This window comes from Variovorax sp. PAMC26660, assembly GCF_014302995.1.
GTDB lineage: Bacteria > Pseudomonadota > Gammaproteobacteria > Burkholderiales > Burkholderiaceae_C > Variovorax.
Genome location: NZ_CP060295.1, coordinates 280,656 through 299,848, shown reverse-complemented (window position 1 = coordinate 299,848; position 19,193 = coordinate 280,656). Strand labels below are relative to the sequence as shown.

17 protein-coding genes are annotated in these 19,193 nt (G+C 64.3%); 6 read left to right on the top strand and 11 right to left on the bottom strand.

Annotated elements, in window-relative coordinates:
• Positions 1–31: 31 nt before the first annotated feature.
• Together H7F35_RS01465 and H7F35_RS01460 are read left to right on the top strand one after the other, a co-directional pair.
• Complete coding sequence (locus H7F35_RS01465) at positions 32–3,685, top strand: RHS repeat protein (RefSeq protein WP_187111224.1); 3,654 nt, start codon at positions 32–34, stop codon at positions 3,683–3,685.
• Positions 3,686–4,111: 426 nt separating this feature from the next.
• On the top strand, positions 4,112–4,330 hold the full coding sequence (locus H7F35_RS01460; RefSeq protein WP_187111223.1) for a hypothetical protein: 219 nt from the start codon (positions 4,112–4,114) through the stop codon (positions 4,328–4,330).
• Positions 4,331–4,526: 196 nt separating this feature from the next.
• On the opposite strand, the gene gloA is transcribed toward H7F35_RS01460, so the two are convergent.
• The 6 genes from gloA to H7F35_RS01430 form a co-directional block, all read right to left on the bottom strand.
• On the bottom strand, positions 4,527–4,976 hold the full coding sequence (gloA, locus tag H7F35_RS01455; protein WP_187111222.1) for a lactoylglutathione lyase: 450 nt from the start codon (positions 4,974–4,976) through the stop codon (positions 4,527–4,529).
• Positions 4,977–5,038: 62 nt separating this feature from the next.
• On the bottom strand, positions 5,039–5,719 hold the full coding sequence (locus H7F35_RS01450) for a glutathione S-transferase family protein (RefSeq protein WP_187111221.1): 681 nt from the start codon (positions 5,717–5,719) through the stop codon (positions 5,039–5,041).
• 101 nt (positions 5,720–5,820) lie between these two features.
• Positions 5,821–6,504 carry an ABC transporter ATP-binding protein gene (locus tag H7F35_RS01445; RefSeq protein ID WP_187111220.1) on the bottom strand — a complete coding sequence of 228 codons (684 nt, stop codon included), beginning with the start codon at positions 6,502–6,504 and terminating at the stop codon, positions 5,821–5,823.
• Positions 6,501–8,183, bottom strand: coding sequence for an ABC transporter permease (locus H7F35_RS01440; protein WP_187111219.1), 1,683 nt, complete (start codon positions 8,181–8,183; stop codon positions 6,501–6,503). The genes H7F35_RS01445 and H7F35_RS01440 overlap by 4 nt, the downstream gene beginning before the upstream one ends.
• Before the next feature lie 37 nt (positions 8,184–8,220).
• Entirely contained in the window at positions 8,221–9,288 is a 1,068-nt protein-coding gene (locus H7F35_RS01435; RefSeq protein ID WP_187111218.1) for a Fe(3+) ABC transporter substrate-binding protein, read from the bottom strand.
• 137 nt (positions 9,289–9,425) lie between these two features.
• Positions 9,426–9,977, bottom strand: coding sequence for a PaaI family thioesterase (locus H7F35_RS01430; protein WP_187111217.1), 552 nt, complete (start codon positions 9,975–9,977; stop codon positions 9,426–9,428).
• Between the two features lie 75 nt (positions 9,978–10,052).
• On the opposite strand from H7F35_RS01430, the gene H7F35_RS01425 reads away from it, so the two are divergent.
• The 4 genes from H7F35_RS01425 to H7F35_RS01410 all read left to right on the top strand — a co-directional run bounded on the left by H7F35_RS01425 (position 10,053) and on the right by H7F35_RS01410 (position 14,146).
• The gene (locus tag H7F35_RS01425; RefSeq protein ID WP_187111216.1) at positions 10,053–10,508 is read left to right on the top strand and encodes a MarR family winged helix-turn-helix transcriptional regulator; all 456 of its coding nucleotides are present in this window, start codon (positions 10,053–10,055) and stop codon (positions 10,506–10,508) included.
• 103 nt (positions 10,509–10,611) lie between these two features.
• Positions 10,612–11,943 carry an MFS transporter gene (locus H7F35_RS01420; protein ID WP_187111215.1) on the top strand — a complete coding sequence of 444 codons (1,332 nt, stop codon included), beginning with the start codon at positions 10,612–10,614 and terminating at the stop codon, positions 11,941–11,943.
• Positions 11,944–11,969: 26 nt separating this feature from the next.
• Positions 11,970–13,403, top strand: a complete 1,434-nt coding sequence (locus tag H7F35_RS01415) for an MATE family efflux transporter (protein ID WP_187111214.1) — start codon at positions 11,970–11,972, stop codon at positions 13,401–13,403.
• A 26-nt stretch (positions 13,404–13,429) separates the two neighbouring features.
• Positions 13,430–14,146 (top strand): SDR family oxidoreductase, encoded by a 717-nt coding sequence (locus tag H7F35_RS01410; RefSeq protein WP_187111213.1) that lies wholly within the window; start codon positions 13,430–13,432, stop codon positions 14,144–14,146.
• A gap of 66 nt (positions 14,147–14,212) precedes the next feature.
• Here the strand turns inward: H7F35_RS01410 and H7F35_RS01405 are convergent, their stop codons facing one another.
• The 5 genes from H7F35_RS01405 to H7F35_RS01385 form a co-directional block, all read right to left on the bottom strand.
• The gene (locus H7F35_RS01405) at positions 14,213–14,533 is read right to left on the bottom strand and encodes a hypothetical protein (protein ID WP_187111212.1); all 321 of its coding nucleotides are present in this window, start codon (positions 14,531–14,533) and stop codon (positions 14,213–14,215) included.
• Positions 14,534–14,727: 194 nt separating this feature from the next.
• Entirely contained in the window at positions 14,728–15,465 is a 738-nt protein-coding gene (locus H7F35_RS01400) for an aldolase (RefSeq protein ID WP_187111211.1), read from the bottom strand.
• Positions 15,466–15,502: 37 nt separating this feature from the next.
• Positions 15,503–16,144 carry a 2-dehydro-3-deoxy-6-phosphogalactonate aldolase gene (locus H7F35_RS01395; RefSeq protein WP_187111210.1) on the bottom strand — a complete coding sequence of 214 codons (642 nt, stop codon included), beginning with the start codon at positions 16,142–16,144 and terminating at the stop codon, positions 15,503–15,505.
• Positions 16,141–17,049 (bottom strand): 2-dehydro-3-deoxygalactonokinase, encoded by a 909-nt coding sequence (locus H7F35_RS01390; protein ID WP_187111209.1) that lies wholly within the window; start codon positions 17,047–17,049, stop codon positions 16,141–16,143. Before H7F35_RS01390 ends, H7F35_RS01395 begins: the two co-directional genes overlap by 4 nt.
• Positions 17,050–17,379: 330 nt before the next feature.
• Positions 17,380–19,116, bottom strand: coding sequence for an IlvD/Edd family dehydratase (locus tag H7F35_RS01385; RefSeq protein WP_187111208.1), 1,737 nt, complete (start codon positions 19,114–19,116; stop codon positions 17,380–17,382).
• Positions 19,117–19,193 lie beyond the last annotated feature (77 nt).

Here is a 19,193-nt window from a genome sequence, read left to right as displayed (position 1 = left end):
GCTTGTAAAAATCAGCGACGGAGATGGGGGGTTGCATGCCTTCAATAAGCCGCCAAATGCTGCGGCCTGGACGCCGACAAACAACGCTGATCAACTCATTGAAACCCCCGGCGGATGGACTTTTATTCAATCTCCCTCAGACGAGATTTTTCTGTTCAATGCGACTGGGAAACCCATATCGCGTACTTCGCGAAACGGCTGGAAAACCACCTACGCCTATGATGCCGATAGCAGATTAGCCTCAATCTCAGGCCCCTTTGGCAGCATCGCGGCGCTGACTTACGACACCGAGGGCCACCTTGTGACCCTGACGGCAGTAGACGGAAAAACAGTGAGATATGCCTATGACGCAGTAGGACGCCTCAATAGTGTTACGCAGAATGATCAAACTGTGCGAACGTATGTGTATGAGAACACTACTTTTCCGGATGCTTTGACTGGCATCGTGGATGAAAGCGGAGTGAGATATGCCACGTTCCAATACGACAGTACGGGCTGGGCTATCAGCACAGAACATGCAGGTGGGGTTGGGCGATATTCCTTTACCTACAGCACCAACGGCGACCAAACTTACGCTTCTGTTCAAGACCCCTTGGGATCTTGGAGAAGTTATCGATATGCCAACAAGTTTGGGAAGCTCGCAGTGGTTGGCAGTTCACTGCCAATTGGGAACTCGGAGAGCAGGGTCCAAGACGCCAATGGTTTTGTGACTCAGGAAACTGACTTTGTAGGCAATAAAACGCTATTTTCCTGGGATCCTGTACGCCGCTTGAGAACATCCGCAACAAGAGCAAGCGGTCTTCCAGAATCGCAAACAACCACCGTGCAGTGGCACCCCGCCTTCAGCATGCCAGCACTGGTAACTGAATCGGGACGAACCACCGCCTACACCTATGACATTTCCGGAAATGTTCTAGTTAAGACCATTACTGATACGGCAACGAACAAGGCCCAAACTTGGCAATATACGTACAACGGCCAAGGGCTCGTTGAGGCGGCTGTTAATCCCTCCAACGCATCTACCCAGTATCAGTATGACATTCAAGGAAATATCACCACAGCAACCAATTCATTGGGACATGTCACAAGCTATACCTATGACACGTCAAACCGGGTAAAAAGCGTCACCGCTCCGAATGGTTTGGTAACGACGCTGACCTATGACCTGCGTGATCGCGTGTTGACCCAAACTGTTGGGACAGGTCTCAATGCTTCTCAGACCACAACCTTTACATACAAACCTACCGGGCTTCTGGAGTCGGCATCCTTGTCCAGCGGCTTGAGCATCGCCTATACATATGACGATGCACATCGATTGATCGGTTGGAGCAACAATCGCGGGGAGTCTGGCATCTATACCTTGGATGGCATGGGCAACCAGAAGAAGGCGCAAATTAAGGATGCCGCTGGTGTAGTTGCTTGGCAGTTGGCAAGGTCTGTAAACAGCGTCAATTTGGTGAGCGGCGAAACCTTGGGTGAGAATACGGCTCGAAGCATTGAATACAACGCAAATGGCGAAGTAAGGTCAGAGACGTTCGGAGGGATTGCAACAACTTCCATATTGGACGGGTTGGGCCGTGCGACGTCCATTAGCAGGGCCAGTACCACCGCGACGTTGAAGTACAACGCCCTTGATGCCATCACCGAGGCCAAAGACTTCAAGGGCGTCGTTACCGCCTACGGCCGGGATGCGCAAGGCAACGCCACCAGCGAGAGCAGTGCTGATACGGGTGGGGCCAGCACCCAGTACGACAACCTGGGCAGGCCCAGCCAAACCACCGACGCCCTGGGCCAGGCAACGACCATCAACCGCGATGCGCTGGGCCGCCCCACAAGCCTGGTCTTCGCGGACGGCAAGACCACCACCCTGCGCTATGACCTCACGGCCAACAGCAAGGGCTATTTGTCCGAGATTGTGGACCGCAGCGGCACCACCGAGTACACCCGTGATGCCTTCGGGCGCGTCACCCTCAAGAAGCAGACCCTGATCAACGGTAGCGTGCAGCAGGTCAGCTACGGCTACAACGCCAACGGCACGCTGGCGAGCATCGGCTACCCCAACGGCGTCACGCTCTCCTACCTGTACGACGCCACCGGCCGCCTTGTGGGCCTGAACTGGAACGGCAACCCGCTGGTCACCGGCATCGCCTGGAACCCGCTGGGCCAGCCCACGGCATGGACCTGGGCTTTCACCGCCGGTAGTCCTCAACTGGCCACCAGCCGCGCCTACGACACAGCAGGCCGGCTGATCAACACCGAGTTTGGTAGCTATTTGTATGACTCGTCGGGGCGTCTCACAAAGATCACCCAAAATCTCTACAAACCAGGAGATACCAATCCTGCGAATAGCACGCTGACGAATGGAAACTCGGTTTGGGTCATAGATTACGACAGCCTCAATCGGGTGTCGCGTTTCTACTTGAGCGGAACTGCCGCCGTTGATTCGCGGTACTCCTACGATGCCAACGGAAATCGAACAAGCAGTACTCGCATCATCAACGGTCAGACCACCAGCCGTACCTACACGGTGGGCGCTGCGAGCAACCAACTGACAGGCTTCACCCAGAGCATCAACGGCGCGAGCAACACCAGCGTCACCTATGGCTACAACGCCAATGGCGACATGGTGAGCGATGGCCTGCGCAGCTACACCTATGACGCTGAAGGGCGCCTCGGTGCATCGACCACCGGCGCTACCGATACCAGCCCTACCACGCGCTACGCGCACAACGCATTGGGGCAGCGGGCGTTTAAGACCGAGCCGCTGTATCCGCCGAGCCAGGGCAATGCGGCCGATCCGGGGGGCATGCAGAGTCTGATCGCTTTCTTCACCGAGCTATGGAATCCCACGGCAAACCAAGCCGAGCAGTTGGGCTATGCGTACGTCTACGATGAGCAGGGCACGTTGATTTCGGAAGTAGGCAGCGGCGGTACGTACAGCGGGGGGCAAGCGCAGTACATCTACCTGCCCACGGCCAATGGGCCTATGCCGATTGCGGCGGTGATCAATGGCAACACCTACGCAGTGCACAGCGACCACCTGAACACGCCGCGCAAGCTGACCGATGTGAACGGGCAAGCAGCCTGGCAATGGAGCTACAGCGCGTTCGGGGAGGACAAGCCCACGACGGCAAAGAACCGTTTCGCCAACCTCGACATCACACCGAACCCAGGCACAACAAGCGTCTCTGATGTGAAGCTCAACCTGAGGTATCCGGGGCAGTATGCGGATGAGGAGTCAGGGTTGTTTTACAACTACTTCCGCAGCTATGACGCGAGGACGGGGAGGTATAGCCAGCCGGACCCCATCGGACTTGGCGGTGGATGGAACCGATTCGGCTATGTAGATGGAAATCCGCTTGGCGACGTAGATCCGCTGGGATTGGCTGGAGCTGGTAAACCTGACCAATGGTGGCGTCCCTGCAATGGCGACCAAGTATCACAATGCAAGGCGTCGTGCACCAGCCAGGGTAAGGAGTACGAAAGCTGTGCCGTGCGCTGGATGAAAGGGAAGGACTGGACGGGCACGCCTTCAGGCGGTGGCCTCAGCTGTAGTTGCAAAGATTCAGAAGCGCAGCAGCAAAATTTTTGCAGCGGAAATTGCCAGCGTGTCTTGAAAACCATCACTGATACGGCAACCGGTTTGCTGATTTTTACTTTCGTTTTGGTATGCGCTACATCCTGATATAGAGGTGAAAACTATGTCTAATTCGCTTGAATCTCGCTCTGATTCGTTAACGCCAGGACAGCCAGTGTTCCTGCTTGGCTACCACGATAGGGAGATGCGGCTGCCATTCATTGAAGCCTACGTATTTCTCGGGGTGAGAACGCAAGATAGGGCGCCATCGGAAAGATGGTGCTTTCAGCAAGCGGAAACATACCTTCGGAGTCCAATCGAGAGCATAGAAGCGGCACAAAGCCGCGAAGGCGTGCTCTATGTGGACAAGGAGGGACTGGGAACTATGGTTGATTGGATAGGCCTTGTTGCTGAGCTAGCAGAGCGGTTGGAAGATCAGCGTCATCGTTGACGGCTCACGAGTGTTTTGTTCATCACCGTCCGAACAGCTTCCGAACAATCGATGATCCGAGCAGTCCCGTGAAGAAGGACTCTATGAAAAAAGAACTTGCTCAACAGATTGGCCAAGAGGTCGATGAGATGCTCAATCGCTTTGGTGCGACCCTTCAACTCGTGAGGGACTCGTGCACCGACGAGGAATTCAATTGGTACAAGTCGACGGTTGCACCCGTGATGGGCGCGCTTGTGCTTGACGTGCTCAATCCACTCTACGAAAAGTGCCCTGAAGCGAAGCCTGAGGGATACGACGACTGATTCGTTGAGAAGGCCCGGTTTCCACACTTGGCCTCCGTTCATCACCGTCCGAAAATCTTCCGAAAGATCGATGGCCCGAGTAGCCCCGTCAGGAAGGGATGGCGCTCAACTAGTTGGTTGCCGATTGAGGGTCGCCCAAACGAAAAAAGCCCGCACGAAGCGGGTTTTTTTGACCGCACCGGGCGGGTCGAGCGGGTCAGCCGTTGCGCAATGCGTCGCCCGTATTGGCGGTCGATTGGTGGGCATCATCGTAAGTCTTTGATTTGTCTTGTATTAATTCGATCTTGTACCCATCGGGGTCCGTCACGAAGGCGATGACGGTCGTGCCGCCCTTGACCGGGCCGGCTTCGCGCGTGACGTTGCCGCCCGCGGCCTTGATCTTTTCGCAGGCTGCGTAAGCGTCGGGCACGCCGAGCGCGATGTGGCCATAGGCGGAGCCCAGCTCATAGCTTTCGGTGCCCCAGTTGTAGGTCAGCTCGATCTCTGCCTGGTCGGGGTTGCCCTTGCCGTAGCCGATGAAGGCAAGGCTGTACTTGTACTCGGGGTTTTCCGACGTACGCAGCAGGTTCATGCCGAGCACCTTGGTGTAGAAGTCGATGGAGCGCTGGAGGTTGCCAACGCGCAGCATGGTGTGAAGAAGTCGCATCTCGTGGTGCCGTGTAGTTGTGGGGTTAGGAGGCCGCTATTGTCGGCTTCCAGGCGTGGCGATCAAGCCGCCAGCGTCAACAGGTGGGCCTGATGGCGTTGCAGGAAGGCCATCAGGTGCTGCGGGTACTCGGGCACCACCGCGCTGCGCACGCTCGGGCGAGCGGCCAAGGCCTGGCGCCAGGCGCTCACCTTGGGCAGTGCGTCGAAGATGTGCGAGTCGTGCAGGGCGTCGAACACCTCGAAGTAGCGGAACACTGGCGCAAAGACCGCATCGACCAGGCTGAAGCCCGTGCCCGCGAAGTAGGGGCCTGTGCCCAGCGCCGCTTCGACGCGCTCGAACTTGGCGACGAGCGCGAGCCGCTTCTGCTCGAACACAGCCGCGTCCTGCGTGGTCTCGTAGCCCCAGAGGTCGCCTAGGATGGCCGAGCCGAACTCCATCCATGCACGATGCTCGGCGCGGGTGAGCGAGTCTTCGGGATGCAGGCGGGCGCCGGGCTGCGTCTCTTCGAGGTACTCGCAGATCACATTGCTCTCGAACAGCACGGCCTCGCTGCCGTCGGGGCGCCGGACCTTCAGCAGCGGCACCTTGCCCAGCGGCGAGATGTCGAGAAACCACTGGGGCTTGTTCGCGAGATCGATCACGACGCGCTCGAAGGGCACGCCTTTTTCATTCAGCGCAATCGCGGCGCGCTGGACGTAGGGGCACAGCAGATGGCTGACGAGGGTAAGGGGCTGCGACATGGGGCTTCCGTTCTCGAAGAGGGTGTTGCGGATCGCCGCGATTCTTGCGATCTCGGACAACCTTTTCCCGGAAAGCCCATTCGGGGAAAAACGCCCCTGTGCTATGGCGCCGTGTTCAGCCAGTGCGTGATGCGGCCGCCATGCATCACGCCGATGCGGTCGGCCATGGCACGAGCCTCGGCCTCGTTGTGCGTGACCAGGATCGCCGTCTGGCCGGCCTGCTTGAGGATGCCGCGCACCTCTGCGGTCAGGCGCTCGCGGGTGCCTCCGTCGAGGTTGGAGAAGGGTTCGTCGAGCAGCAGCAAGGCCGGCGAGGGTGCGAGCGCGCGGGCCAGTGCAATGCGCTGCTGCTGGCCGCCTGAAAGCTCGTGCGGATAGCGTTCGCCCGCCTCGGCCAGACCGACCAGCGCCAGCATCTCGGCGACGCGGGCCTGCTGCGCCGCGCGATCCAGGCGGCGCAGTCCGAAGGCCACGTTTTTCGCGGCCGACAGGTGCGGGAACAGGGCGTATTCCTGGAACATCATCCCCACGCGGCGCTGCTCGGGCGGCAGGTGCTGTTGCGCCGAAGACAACAGCACATCGCCCAGGCGGACCGTGCCGGCGCGCACCGGCTCGAAACCCGCGATGGCGCGCAGCACCGTGGTCTTGCCGCAGCCCGAGGGGCCGAACAGGCAGGCGATGTCGCCCGCGGCCATCGAGAGCGAGAAGCCATCGACGACGGTGTGCAGGCCACGCGGCGTTTCGTACGCGAGCTGGACCGAATCGAGATGCAGGGGGGAACTCATGTCTTTGTCGTATCGGACGTCACCGAGGATGCACCCAGCTGGTTGCGCGCCAGCAGCACCACCGGCAGCAGGCCGGCCAGCACGATGGCCAGCGCGGCAATCGCGCCTTCTTCGTAGGTGCCGCGCGCGGCCTCGGCGTAGAGCCAGGTGGCGAGGGTGTCGAAATTGGCGGGGCGCAGCAGCAGCGTGGCCGGCAGTTCCTTCATGGCGTCGACGAACACCAGCAGCGCACTGGCCGCCATCGCGGGCCGCAGCAGCGGCAGGTGCACGCGGCGCAGCGTGCCGCCGGTGGTTTCGCCGAGCAGCCGCGAGGCTTGTTCGATGGCCGGTGGAATGCGTGCAAGACCGGCTTCGATGCCGCCGACCGGCATCGCCAGGAAGCGGATCGCACAGGCCACCACCAGCACCACGCCGGCCCCCATGAGCGGCAGGCCCTGCAGGCCGAGCGCGGAGGCCAGTGCGGCATCGAAGGCCAGCGCCGGCGTGAGCAGGCCGATGGCGAGCACCGTGCCCGGCACCGCATAGCCCAGTGTGGCAACACGGGCCTGCCAGCGCGCGCGATTGCGGCCGGAGCCCTGGCTGCGCGAAACCCATGCGACCACCAGGCCCGCAGCCACCGCCACCACCGTGACGCCTGCTGCCAGTGCCAAGGTGTTGCCGAGGCTTGCGATCAGCCCCTGCGAAATGCCTCCGCCCTGATGCAGCCGTTTGGCACTTTCCCAGACGAGGTACAGCGCGGGGGCCACGAAGCCGATCAGCACCGGCAGTGCGGCCGTGGCGGTCGCCGCCCATGCCGCGCCGCCATGCAGTCGTTTCGGCTGCACGGCACGCATGCGTTGCGCCGAGCCGAAGCGCTGGTGCCGGCGGCCATTGCGTTCAAGCCAGACCAACGCTACGACCATGAACAACATGGCGCAGGCGATCTGCGCCGCGCCGGCCAGATCGGAGCGCGTGATCCAGGTGGTGTAGACCGCCACCGTCAGCGTGTTCACGCCCAGGAATTCGGAGGCACCGATGTCGTTGAGCGTTTCGAGCAGCGCCAGGCTCAGGCCCACGGCCAGCGCCGGCCGCGCGAGCGGCAGCGCCACGCGAAAGAAGGCGCCGCGCCGGCTCTCGCCCAGCGTGCGCGCCGCTTCCATCAGGTGCGCCGGCTGTGTCATGAACATCGCGCGCGCCGTCATGTAGACGTAGGGGTAGAGCACGAAGCCCAGCACGAAGATCGCACCCGGCATCGAGCGCAGATCGGGCAGGCGGAACTGGCGCGGGCTGTCGAAGCCCAGCATCCAGCGGATCGCGCCCTGCACGGGGCCGATGGGGTGCAGCAGGTCGAGGTACGCGAAGGCGACGATGTAGGTCGGCATCGCCAGCGGCAGCAGCAGCGCCCAGTGCAGCACGTTGCGTCCGGGAAAGTCATGGGCCGTGACCAGCCACGCGCAACCGGTGCCGATCACCAGCACCAGCGTGCCGACGCCCGCGAGCAGCACGGCGGTGTTGAGCGTCGCCTGCGGCAGCACGTGCGCGAACAGCGGGCCCCAATGTCCCACGCCGGAACCGAAGGCGAGCCACGCCAGCGTGAGCACTGGCGCAAGCACGCCGATGGCGATGGCGAACGAAGTCCAGCGCCAGACCGGACCCGCAGCCTGCAGGCCCGGCGGCTGGCGCCGCGCTATCAACAACATTCTTCAGGCACTTTCAAGGCGTGCCCGGCCAGGTCCGTCACTGGTCGAAGCCGACCTTGTCGACCAGCGCGCTGGCCTGCTTGCGGTACTTGGCAATCTCGGTCAGCGGCAGCGGGTCGACCTTCAGCTCGCCGATGGTCTGGCTGATGATCGGGTCGAGCGCGACGCCCTTGCGCACCGGGTATTCGTAGTTGGCCTGCGCATAGAGCGATTGGGCCGGCTCCGACACCAGGAATTCGAGCAGCTTGACAGCGTTGGCGCGTTGCGGTGCATTCTTCGCCACGGACGCACCACTGATGTTGACGTGCGTGCCGCCGCTCTTTGCATTGGAGAACGTCGGGCGAATGACCTTGATGGCGTCGCCCCATTTGCGCGCGTCGGTGCCTTCCTTGGCGCTCTTCATCTGGCCCACGTAGTACGAGTTGGCCAGGCCCACGTCGCAGATGCCGCCGAGGATGTCGCGCGCCACGTCGCGGTCGCCGCCGGTCGCCTTGCGTGCCAGGTTGGCCTTCACGCCGCGCAGCCACTGCTCGGCCTTGGCCTCGCCGTCATGCGCGATCAGCGCGGCCACGAGCGCGGTGTTGTAGGGATGCTGGCCCGCGCGGATGCAGACCTTGCCCTTGTACTTCGGGTTGGCCAGGTCTTCGTAGCGGAAGCTGGTCAGCGGCTGGCTCTTGTCTGCATACAGCACACGGGCGCGCAGCGACAGCGAGAACCACTGGCCGTCGGCACCGCGCAGGTTGGCCGGAATGGCCGATTCGAGCGCAGCCGACTTCACCGGCTGTGTCACGCCGCCGTCGACCAGGTCCATCAGGTTGCCGATGTCCACCGTCATCAGCACGTCGGCCGGCGAGCGTGCGCCTTCGGCCTTGACGCGCTCCAGCAGGCCGTCTTTCACGAACACGGTGTTGACCTTGATCTTGCTCTGCGCGCTGAAGGCCGAGATCAGCGGCTGGATCAGCGCGGGCTCGCGCGTCGTGTAGAGCGTGAGTTCGTCGGCAGCGGCGGCCTGTGCGGGCAGGGCGGTGACGGCCAGCCAGGTGGCGCTGACGCCGAGAAGTGCGCGCGCAGCGCGGCGGCCTTGGACGCGGGAGCGTTCGGTCATGAAGGATCCTCCGGGAGCAGTGACGTGTTCTGGAATGCATCGGCGGCAAAGCGGGTCTGCGGCGCCGATGAGAATAATTATCACTGGGAGGAGGTAGGGCGCTGCCTTTGGACTTACGGGTCGAAGGCCTACTTGCCTCAGCGTGCCGGCGGAATCTCGAACACCAGGCAGGTCGTCGTCGCGTGCGCGTACAGCGTGCCATCGGGGCCGAACAGGCGCGCCTCGGCGGTGGCGAGTTGCTTGCCGCAATGGATCACCTTGCCTTCGGCACGCACGCGCTGCACCTTGGGCGTGAGGCCCTTCACGTAGTTCACGCCGAGTTCGGCGGTCGTGTAGGCGCGGCCGGGCGGCATCATCGTGTGGATCGAGCAGCCCAGAGCCGAGTCGAGCAGGGTGGCGACCCAGCCACCGTGGATGGTGCCCAGCGGGTTCAGGTGTTGCGGCAGCGGCGTGCCCTGGAACACGGCATGACCCTTGCTGACTGACAGGATGGTGAAGTCGAGCGTCTTGGCAATCGCGGCATAGGGGATGTCGCCGTTCAGCATGGCCTGCATGATTTCGAGGCCGGTCTTGCCGGCGAGCTGCTCGGGTCGGGCCAGTCCGGGGCCCGGGCCGCCGTCGAGGCGGTCGGTGATCTGTCGCTCTTCGGCGATCCATGCGTCGAGCAGATTGAGTGGGTTCGTCGTCATGCCTGTGTTCCTTCTGGGGGCTTTGGCGGGTCGGGTAAGTTGCATATGCAATAGTTGCACATACAATAATACCTCATGGACATCCAGACCAAACCCCGCGGCTGCACCAGTTTCAAGGTGCGGCAACTGATGCGACGCCTCTCGCAGCACTACGACGCCGAGGTGTCGCAAAGCGGCCTGAAGACCACACAGTACTCGCTGCTGTCGCACCTCAAGCGCCTGGGCGCCACGCGCCCGGTCGACTTCGCGGCCGAACTCAAGATGACCGCCTCCACGCTGAGCCGCAACCTGCAGCCGCTGATCGCCGCGGGTTGGGTGGCGCAAACCGCCGGCGCCGATGCGCGCAGCCGGCTGGTTGCACTCACGCCCGAAGGCGAAGACAAGTGGCGCGAGGCGCAGCACCACTGGAAGACCGCTCAGCAGAAGCTCAACGCACTGCTGGGCGTGGAGCGCGTGCTGGCGCTGCATCTGCTTATCGACGAGTCGCTCGAACTGCTTGGCACCGAAGACGCGCCCGACTGCGCCGACTGAACCCGGGCACCGCGCAACACCCCTTTCGTTTCACGCGCGTCGCTGCGCGGGGCACTGCTTTCTTTTCTCCTCCTCCACATCTCATTCCAACAGCCGAGGTCCCATGTTCGCCACCCCCGTTTCCGCATGGCTCCAGCGCCGCGGCATCCACTACGGATGGATCGTCGCCGCCATCACCTTCCTGACCATGCTGACCATGTCGGCCGCACTGGGCCTGCCGGGCGCCATGCTGCAGCCGCTGGGCAAGGAGTTCGGCTGGAGCACCGAGCAGATCTCGTCGGCGCTCGCACTGCGCTTCGCGTTGTTCGGCCTCATGGGCCCGTTTGCTGCTGTGCTGATGGAGCGCTACGGCCTGCGCGCCGTGGTCTGCACCGGCCTGGCGCTCGTCGGCCTGGGCATGGCGCTGGTCACCATGGCGTCGCAGCTCTGGCAGCTCTTCTTCCTGTGGAGCCTGATGCTGGGCCTGGGCACCGGCATGACCGCGCTGGTGCTCGGCGCAGTGGTGGCCAACCGCTGGTTCGTGGCGCGTCGCGGCCTTGTCATCGGCATGCTCACGGCCAGCTCGGCCACGGGGCAACTGGCCTTTTTGCCATTCGCAGCCTGGATGATCGAGCACTGGGGCTGGCGCTCGGCCATCGTGCCGATCGTCATCGGCAGCATCCTGATCGGCGTGCTTGCGCTGTGCTTCATGCGCAACCGGCCTTCGGACATCGGCCTGCTGCCTTACGGTGAAGTGCCCGGCACGCAGCCGGCCGCACCGGTTGCGGCGGCACCGATGATGAACTTCGCCACGCCGTTCCGCGTGCTGAAGGAAGTCTCGACCAACCGCACCTTCTGGATTTTGGCCGGCACCTTCTTCATCTGCGGCCTCAGCACCAACGGCCTGGTGCAGACGCACTTCATCTCGCTGTGCGGCGACAACGGCATGGGGGCAGTGCCGGCCGCCTCGGTGCTGGCCATGATGGGCGCCTTCGACTTCGTGGGCACCATTCTTTCGGGCTGGCTCTCGGACCGCTACGACAACCGCAAGCTGCTCTTCTGGTACTACGGCCTGCGCGGACTGTCGCTGTTCTGGCTGCCGCATTCGGAATTCACGATCTACGGCCTGGGCATCTTCGCGATGTTCTACGGCCTCGACTGGATCGCCACCGTGCCGCCCACCGTCAAGCTTGCCGGCGCTGCCTTCGGCCCGGCCAAGGTCGGCCTGGTGTTCGGCTGGATCTTCGCCGCGCACCAACTGGGCGCCGCCACCGCCGCCTATGGCGCCGGCTTTGCGCGCACGCTGCTGCTGACCTACACCCCCGCGCTCTACGCGGCCGGCGCAGCCTGCCTGGTGGCGGCGCTGCTCGTGATGATGATTCGCCGCCCGGCCGCCAAGACCGGCGCGCCGGCTTCGACGGCGTCGAAGGCCTCGACATCGACGGCACGCGCCTGACACGCAACCGAACGCGCACGCCAGCCATGTCCACCGCAACTTCTTCCATCGCCTCGTCGGCCGACCTCGACCCCCGCACGCGCCGCCTGCTTGAAGCGCCCATCGTGCCCACGCTGCTGCGCCTTGCGGCGCCCAACGTGCTCGTGATGGTGGCGCAGGCCTCCGTCGGCCTGATCGAAACCTACTTCGTCGGCAAGCTCGGCACCGACGCGCTCGCCGGCATGGCGCTGGTGTTCCCCATCGTCATGCTGATGCAGATGACTTCCAGCGGCGCGATGGGCGGCGGCATCGCTTCGTCGATTGCCCGCGCGCTCGGTGCACGCCGCCGCGCCGATGCCGATGCGCTGGTGTGGCATGCCATCGTCATCGCGCTGGGCTTTGGCCTGTGCTTCACGCTGGCATTGCTCTTCGGCGGGCGCTGGCTCTACGGGATCATGGGCGGCACGGGCCCTGCGCTCGATGCGGCGCTCACGTACTCCAACTGGGTCTTCGCGGGCGCGGTGCTGGTGTGGCTGTTCAACTCGCTCTCCGCCATCATCCGCGGCACCGGCAACATGTCGGTGCCGGCCAATGTGACGGTGGTGGGCGTGGTGTTCCTGATTCCGGCGTCGCCGCTGCTGATCTTCGGCTGGGGGCCGATCCCTGGCATGGGCATCGCGGGCGGTGCGATGGCGCTGCTGCTGTACTACCTGCTGGGCTCGATCGCGCTCATCGTCTACCTGCGCTCGCCACGCAGCCTGCTGCGGCCCACGCTGGCGGCGCTGAAGCTGCGCTGGCCGCTGTTCCGCGACATCCTGCGCATCGGGCTGGTGGGCGCGGTGTCGACCGTGGCGACCAACCTGTCGATCGGCATTGCCACCGCGCTGACCGGGCACTTCGGTTCGGGCGCACTGGCCGGCTACGGCACGGCATCGCGGCTCGAATACCTGCTGGTGCCGCTGGTGTTCGGCCTCGGTGCGCCGCTGGTCGCGATGGTCGGCACCTGCATGGGCGCAGGGCAGCGCGAGCGCGCGCTGCGCGCCACATGGGCCGGCGCGGGGCTCGCCTTCGCGCTGACCGAAACCATCGGGCTCGCGGCCGCATTCTTCCCGCGCCCCTGGCTGCTGCTGTTCGGCAACGACCCGGCGATGCTCGAAACCGGCACGCACTACCTGCGTGTGGTCGGGCCGCTCTACGGCTTCTTCGGCGTCGGGCTGGTGCTGTACTTCGCGTCGCAGGGCGCGGGCCGGCTGCTGTGGCCGGTGCTCGGCAACATCGCGCGGCTGGCCGTGGCGGGCACGGGCGGCTGGCTGGCGCTGCGCTGGGGCGGCGGCCTCACCGGCGTGTTCGCTGCGCAGGGCGTGGCGCTCGTGGTGTACGGCATCGTGATCGCATCGGCCATTGCGGGCGGCGCATGGTTCGGCCGCGTGGGATGGCCCCGCAGCACCACCGGATTGCTGCGCCGCGTGGCGCAGGCCTGAATCAATTTCTCACCGAAAGGCTTGCCATGAAAATCAAGGACTCCGTCGTCTTCATCACCGGTGCGAACCGTGGGCTGGGACTGGCTTTCGCCAAGGCCGCGCTGGCGGCCGGTGCACGCAAGGTCTATGGCGCCGCGCGCGATCCGAAGAGCATCACGCTGGCCGGTGTGACGCCGGTGGCGCTCGACGTGACGCAAGCCGCGCAGATCGAAGCCGCCGTGCGCGCCTGCGGCGATGTCACGCTGCTCGTGAACAACGCCGGCATCTCTCGCGGATCGAGCTTTCTCGGCGCCGGTGCGGTCGATGCCGCGCGCGCCGAATTCGAAACCAACTTCTTCGGCCCCTGGGCGCTGACGCAAGCCTTCGCGCCCGTGCTCGCCGTCAACGGCGGCGGTGCCGTCGTCAACGTGCTGTCGGCCTTGAGCTGGACCACCTTTCCGAGCGTGGCGACCTACAGCGCGACGAAGTCCGCGGCATGGTCGCTGAGCAATGGCTTGCGCAATGAACTGGCGGGGCAGGGCACTCAGATCACGAGCCTGCATGTGGCCTTCATGGACACCGACATGGCTGCACACGTGCCGGGTGCCAAGGCGTCGCCGGACGACGTGGCGCGCCAGGCGCTGGACGGTGTGGAAGCGGGCAAGCCCGAGGTGTTGGCCGACGCGGTCACCCGTCAGTTGAAGCAGGGCCTGTCGAGCGAGACGCCGCCCTATGCGGCGTCACCCGCGCGCGCTGCGGCATAGAGCGCGCCTGCACAAAGAAAAACCCGGGCGCTCGGCCCGGGTTTTTCGATCTGTCCGAGTCGCAGATCAGTTGCGGTAGGGATTGTTGGGCCGGCGGTCGTAGCGGTTGGGCACGCCGTCTCCGTCGTTGTCCCGGCGACCGCTGTAGTGGCGGCGGTCATCCCAGCGGCGGCCGTGGTCGTAACGGTCGTGCCCGCGGTAGTAGCGCGGGCCGTAATGGTGGCGCGGCGGTGGCGGCGCGTAGTAGCGGCGCGGAGGCGGCGGTGCGGGCACCACGTAGACCTGCGCCTGGATGAAGCGGCCGCCCGTCTGGGCCTGGGCCGGAATGCTGAGCGAGGCGAGCGACAGAAGGGCCGCGGCGCCAATTGCGAAGGTAAGCTTTTTCACTGATCCCCCAGTGGTGTGATTTGGAAGCTTCATCCTCGCCCCCTTGTGTGAAGTTGCTGTAAGGCTGGAGCGAAATCGGATGAAGAGCTGTAAGCCCATGCGCGTAGGACGCATGCCTGCTACGCAGCCATCCTAGGGGCTTTGCCGCCGGAAAAACACCGCCGGGCGTCTTCCATCGGCCATAGGCCGGTCGTTCAGTGGTGCGGCGGCGGCAGCATTCGGCGCAAGGCCTCGAAGAACAGGTCCGACTGCTCGCGTTCACCCTGGATCTGCGCCGCCACATGCGCCGCCAGCTTCGCATTCACCGGCACCAGCGGGCGCCCGGTCGATTGCGCGATCACCTGGTGCAGGCATGCGCGTTCGAGGTAATACAGATCGTCGTAGGCATGCGCGATGGTGGCGCCGGCCACGATCACGCCGTGGTTCGCAAGAAAGGCCACCTCCTTGCCCGACATCGCGCGGGCGATGCGCTCGCCTTCCGCATCGTCGAGCGCCAGGCCGTTGTATTCGGCGTCGATCGCGATGCGGTTCATGTAGCGCATCGCGTTCTGGCTCGCGGTCGGATCGAGCGCGCGGTCGACCGTGATCGTGAGCGCGGTCGCATAGGGCATGTGGCAGTGCAGCACCACCGCATGGCCCGTGAGCCGATGCACCGCGCCATGGATGAAGAGGGCGGTCGGCTCCACGCGATGGCGGCCAGCGAGCACCTCGCCGTGCACGTCGATCAGCACGATGTCGTCGGCGCCGATCTCGCTCCAGTGCAGCCCGCGCGGGTTGATCAGGTAGCGGTCTTGCGCGCCCGGCAGCATCACGCTGAAATGGTTGCAGACCCCTTCGGACAGCCCATGATGGGCCGCAGCGCGCAAGGCAAGGGCAAGGTCTTCGCGCAGCTTGCGCACGGCGGGGCTGGCGTAGGTGGCATCGGCGGTCATCGGGGTCTCCTTCTTTTTCTTGGGGCGGGGTCGTGGATCAGGTGCGCGTCACGCCCGTCCAGGCCGCGACGAACTGCTTTGCGTCGTCACGCACTGCCGGGGCTTGCTTGCCGGGCTTGTAGAGCGCGGAGCCGATGCCGAAGCCTGCCGCACCTGCCGCGCGCCACACCGCCATGTTCGCGGGCGTGATGCCGCCCACGGGCATCACCGGCGTGCCGGATGGCAATACGGCCAGCAGCGCCTTCACCACGGCCGGCGAGGCCAGCTCGGCCGGGAACAACTTGAGCCCGGTGGCACCGGCCGCGAGTGCGCCAAAAGCCTCGGTCGGCGTCATCACACCCGGCAGGCAGACCATGCCGAGCCGCACGGCTTCGGCAATCACTTCGGCGTTGAAGTTGGGCGACACGATCAGTTCGCCACCGGCGGCATGAACGTCGCGCACTTGCTGCGCAGAAAGCACGGTGCCCGCGCCGACCAGCGCTTGCGGAAAGCGCGCGCGCATCAGCGCGATGCTGTCGAAGGGCTGCGGCGAATTGAGCGGCACTTCGAGCAGCCGGAAGCCGGGCTCGACGATGGCATCGCCCACGTCCGCGGCTTCGGCGGGCGAAAGCCCGCGCAGGATGGCCACCAGTGGCAGCTCGCGCATGGCCGCGCTGAATTTTTCGAGAGGGGTTGTCATGGTTGGATTTTGTCGGTTGCCAGAAAGCCGGACAGCGCATGCAGTCCGGCCCAGGTGGCTTCGGCCCCGAGCATGCGCGTGGCGACGCCGGTGGCATGCAAGGCCAGCGTGTAGCGCTGGGTGAGGGTAGGCGAGCCGATCAGCACGACCTCGCCGGCCGCACGCAGCGATTGCGTGCGCAGTTCTTCGCCGATCAGCAGGCCCGAGAGATAGCTGGAAAGCTCCTGCTTGGGCATGCGCTCGAACAGCGCGAGCGTGCGTGCGCCGAAGGCGTTGTGCAGCAGGCCGTGGCCGTTCTCGGAGAGCGTCACGCCTTGCAGGAATGCGGCTTCGTCGAGCGGTGCTGCCGCATCGAGCGTGCGGGCAAGGATCGAGTGCTGGCTCAGCAACGCATAGAACTCGCCCGTCATGTAGGTGCGAAAGCCCGCCACGCGACCTTGCCTCACCGTGACCCATTTGTTGTGGGTGCCCGGCAGCACGAAGATGCCATCGTTCAGGCCGGTGAGCGTCATGGCGCCGAAGATCTGGACTTCTTCGCCGCGCATCACGTCGGGCACGCCGTCGTGTTCGTCGCTCAGGCCCGGCACGATCGCGATGCGCGCGCCGGGAATGGCATCGATGTCGATGATCTTGCGGCCCACTTCGGCGCGGCCGGCGGGGCAGGCGCAATACGGCGCTTCGACCCAGCCTTGCTTGCTGCCGGCCATGCCGGAGATCAGGCAGCGCGCGCCTTCGATGCGCATCCAGTCACCGAAGAGCGCTTCGAAGACTGCGGGGAAGCCGCCTTCGGGCACGGTGAGGATGCCGCGTGCGTCGCTGCGTTCTTCGAGCACCTTGCCATCGGCGTCGAGCAGTGCGCCGCGCAGTGAGCTTGTGCCCCAGTCGATTGCTACCAGTCTTGTCATTTCAGTGGCTTGGCGTGTGGTGTTTCGTGGCTGTTGTTCTTGGCGCTGCTGTTTGAAGCGGGTTCGGGTTCATTCAGGGCGGGTGCGAATGACGCCAGGTGCTCCCCTCCGCGAATGTCCCCCGCTTCGCTCCTCCTTTATTTCGCTGCGGGGAGCACCTGGCGTCATTCGCACAGGGGCACGCTGCTGGTGATCCGGCGATCAACAACTGCTCTGTCCAACGCTCACGTCGATACGGTGCTCTTTTTCGCGAAATAAAGGAGGAGCGAAGCGGGGGACATTCGCGAAAAAGAGCACCGTGTCGGCGTGAGTGCCGCCCTGAACAGCAGCCTAGTGATTGTCGCGCGGCACAAAAGCCCCACGACGACCACGCAGGAAGTTCAGATCAGCCCCCTGGTCGGCCTGCAAAACCGTGTCGACATAAAGCTTCCAGTACCCGGAGTCGAGCGGAGCCTTCGGCGCAACCCATTTCTCGCGCCGACGCGCCAGCTCTTCGTCACTCACATGCAGATGCAGCTTGCGGTTGGGCACGTCCAGCTCGATGATGTCGCCGTCCTGCACCAATGCCAGCGGTCCGCCGGCCGCAGCTTCAGGCGCCGTGTGCAACACCACCGTGCCATAGGCCGTGCCGCTCATGCGCGCATCGCTGATGCGGACCATGTCGGTGATGCCCTTGCGCAGCACCTTCGGCGGCAGCGGCATGTTGCCCGCTTCTGCCATGCCGGGGTAGCCCTTGGGGCCGCAGTTCTTCAGCACCATGATGCAGTGCTCGTCGATGTCCAGGTTCTCGTCGTCGATGCGCTTGTGCAGGTCTTCCGCGCTCTCGAACACCACCGCACGGCCCTTGTGCACCAGCAGCTCGGGCGTGGCTGCGCTCGGCTTGATGATGGCGCCGTTGGGTGCGAGGTTGCCGCGCAGCACGCAGATGCCGGCCTTCTCCTTGAAGGGCTCCGCCATCGTGCGGATGACCTGCGGGTTGTAGTTCTCGGCGTCCTTCACGTTCTCCCACACGCTCTGGCCGGTGACCGTGAGGATGTCCTTGTGCAGGTGCTCGGCGATTTCCTTGATCACCACCGGCAGGCCGCCGGCATAGCAGAAGTCTTCCATCAGGAACTGGCCCGATGGCTGCAGGTTCACAAGGCAAGGCAGCTCGGCGGCAAGACGGTCGAAGTCGTCGAGCGTGAGGTCGACACCGATGCGGCCCGCGATGGCCAGCAGGTGAATCACGAAGTTGGTCGAACCGCCGATGGCCGCGTTGACCTTGATCGCGTTCTCGATTGCCTGGCGCGTGAGGATCTTCGACATGTTCATGTCTTCATGCACCATGTCGACGATGCGACGGCCCGCCTGGCGCGCAAGCACATTGCGTCGGCCGTCGACGGCGGGGTAGGCCGCGTTGCCCGGAAGGCCCATGCCGAGCGACTCGACCATGCTGGCCATGGTGCTCGCCGTGCCCATCGTCATGCAATGGCCGTGGCTGCGGTGCATGCAACTCTCGGCCTCGAAGAAGTCTTGCAGCTTGAGCGTGCCGGCACGCACCTGCTCGCTCATCTGCCACACGCCGGTGCCCGAGCCCAGTTCTTGCCCGCGCCACTTGCCCGAGAGCATCGGGCCGCCCGAGACGCCGATGGTCGGCAGGTCGACGCTGGCTGCGCCCATCATGAGCGCGGGCGTGGTCTTGTCGCAGCCCATGAGCAGCACCACGCCGTCGAGCGGATTGCCGCGGATGCTTTCTTCCACGTCCATGCTCGCGAGGTTGCGATACAGCATGGCGGTGGGGCGCAACAGCGTTTCGCCGAGCGACATCACTGGGAATTCGAGCGGGAAGCCGCCTGCTTCATACACGCCGATCTTGACCTGCTCGGCCAGCGTGCGGAAGTGCGAGTTGCAGGGCGTGAGTTCGCTGAAGGTGTTGCAGATGCCGATGACCGGACGACCGTCGAACTGATCGTGCGGCACGCCCTTGCCTTTCATCCAGCTTCGGTAGATGAAGCCGTCGCGATCGTTGCGGCCGAACCATTGCTGGCTGCGCAGCTCGCTGGATTTTTTCTTGGGGATTGTGCTCATGGGGTTTGTCTCCGATTGCCGAATTCGCGGCGACAAACCTCAGGGTTTGTCCTGCCGAAATGCATTTTCAATCATCA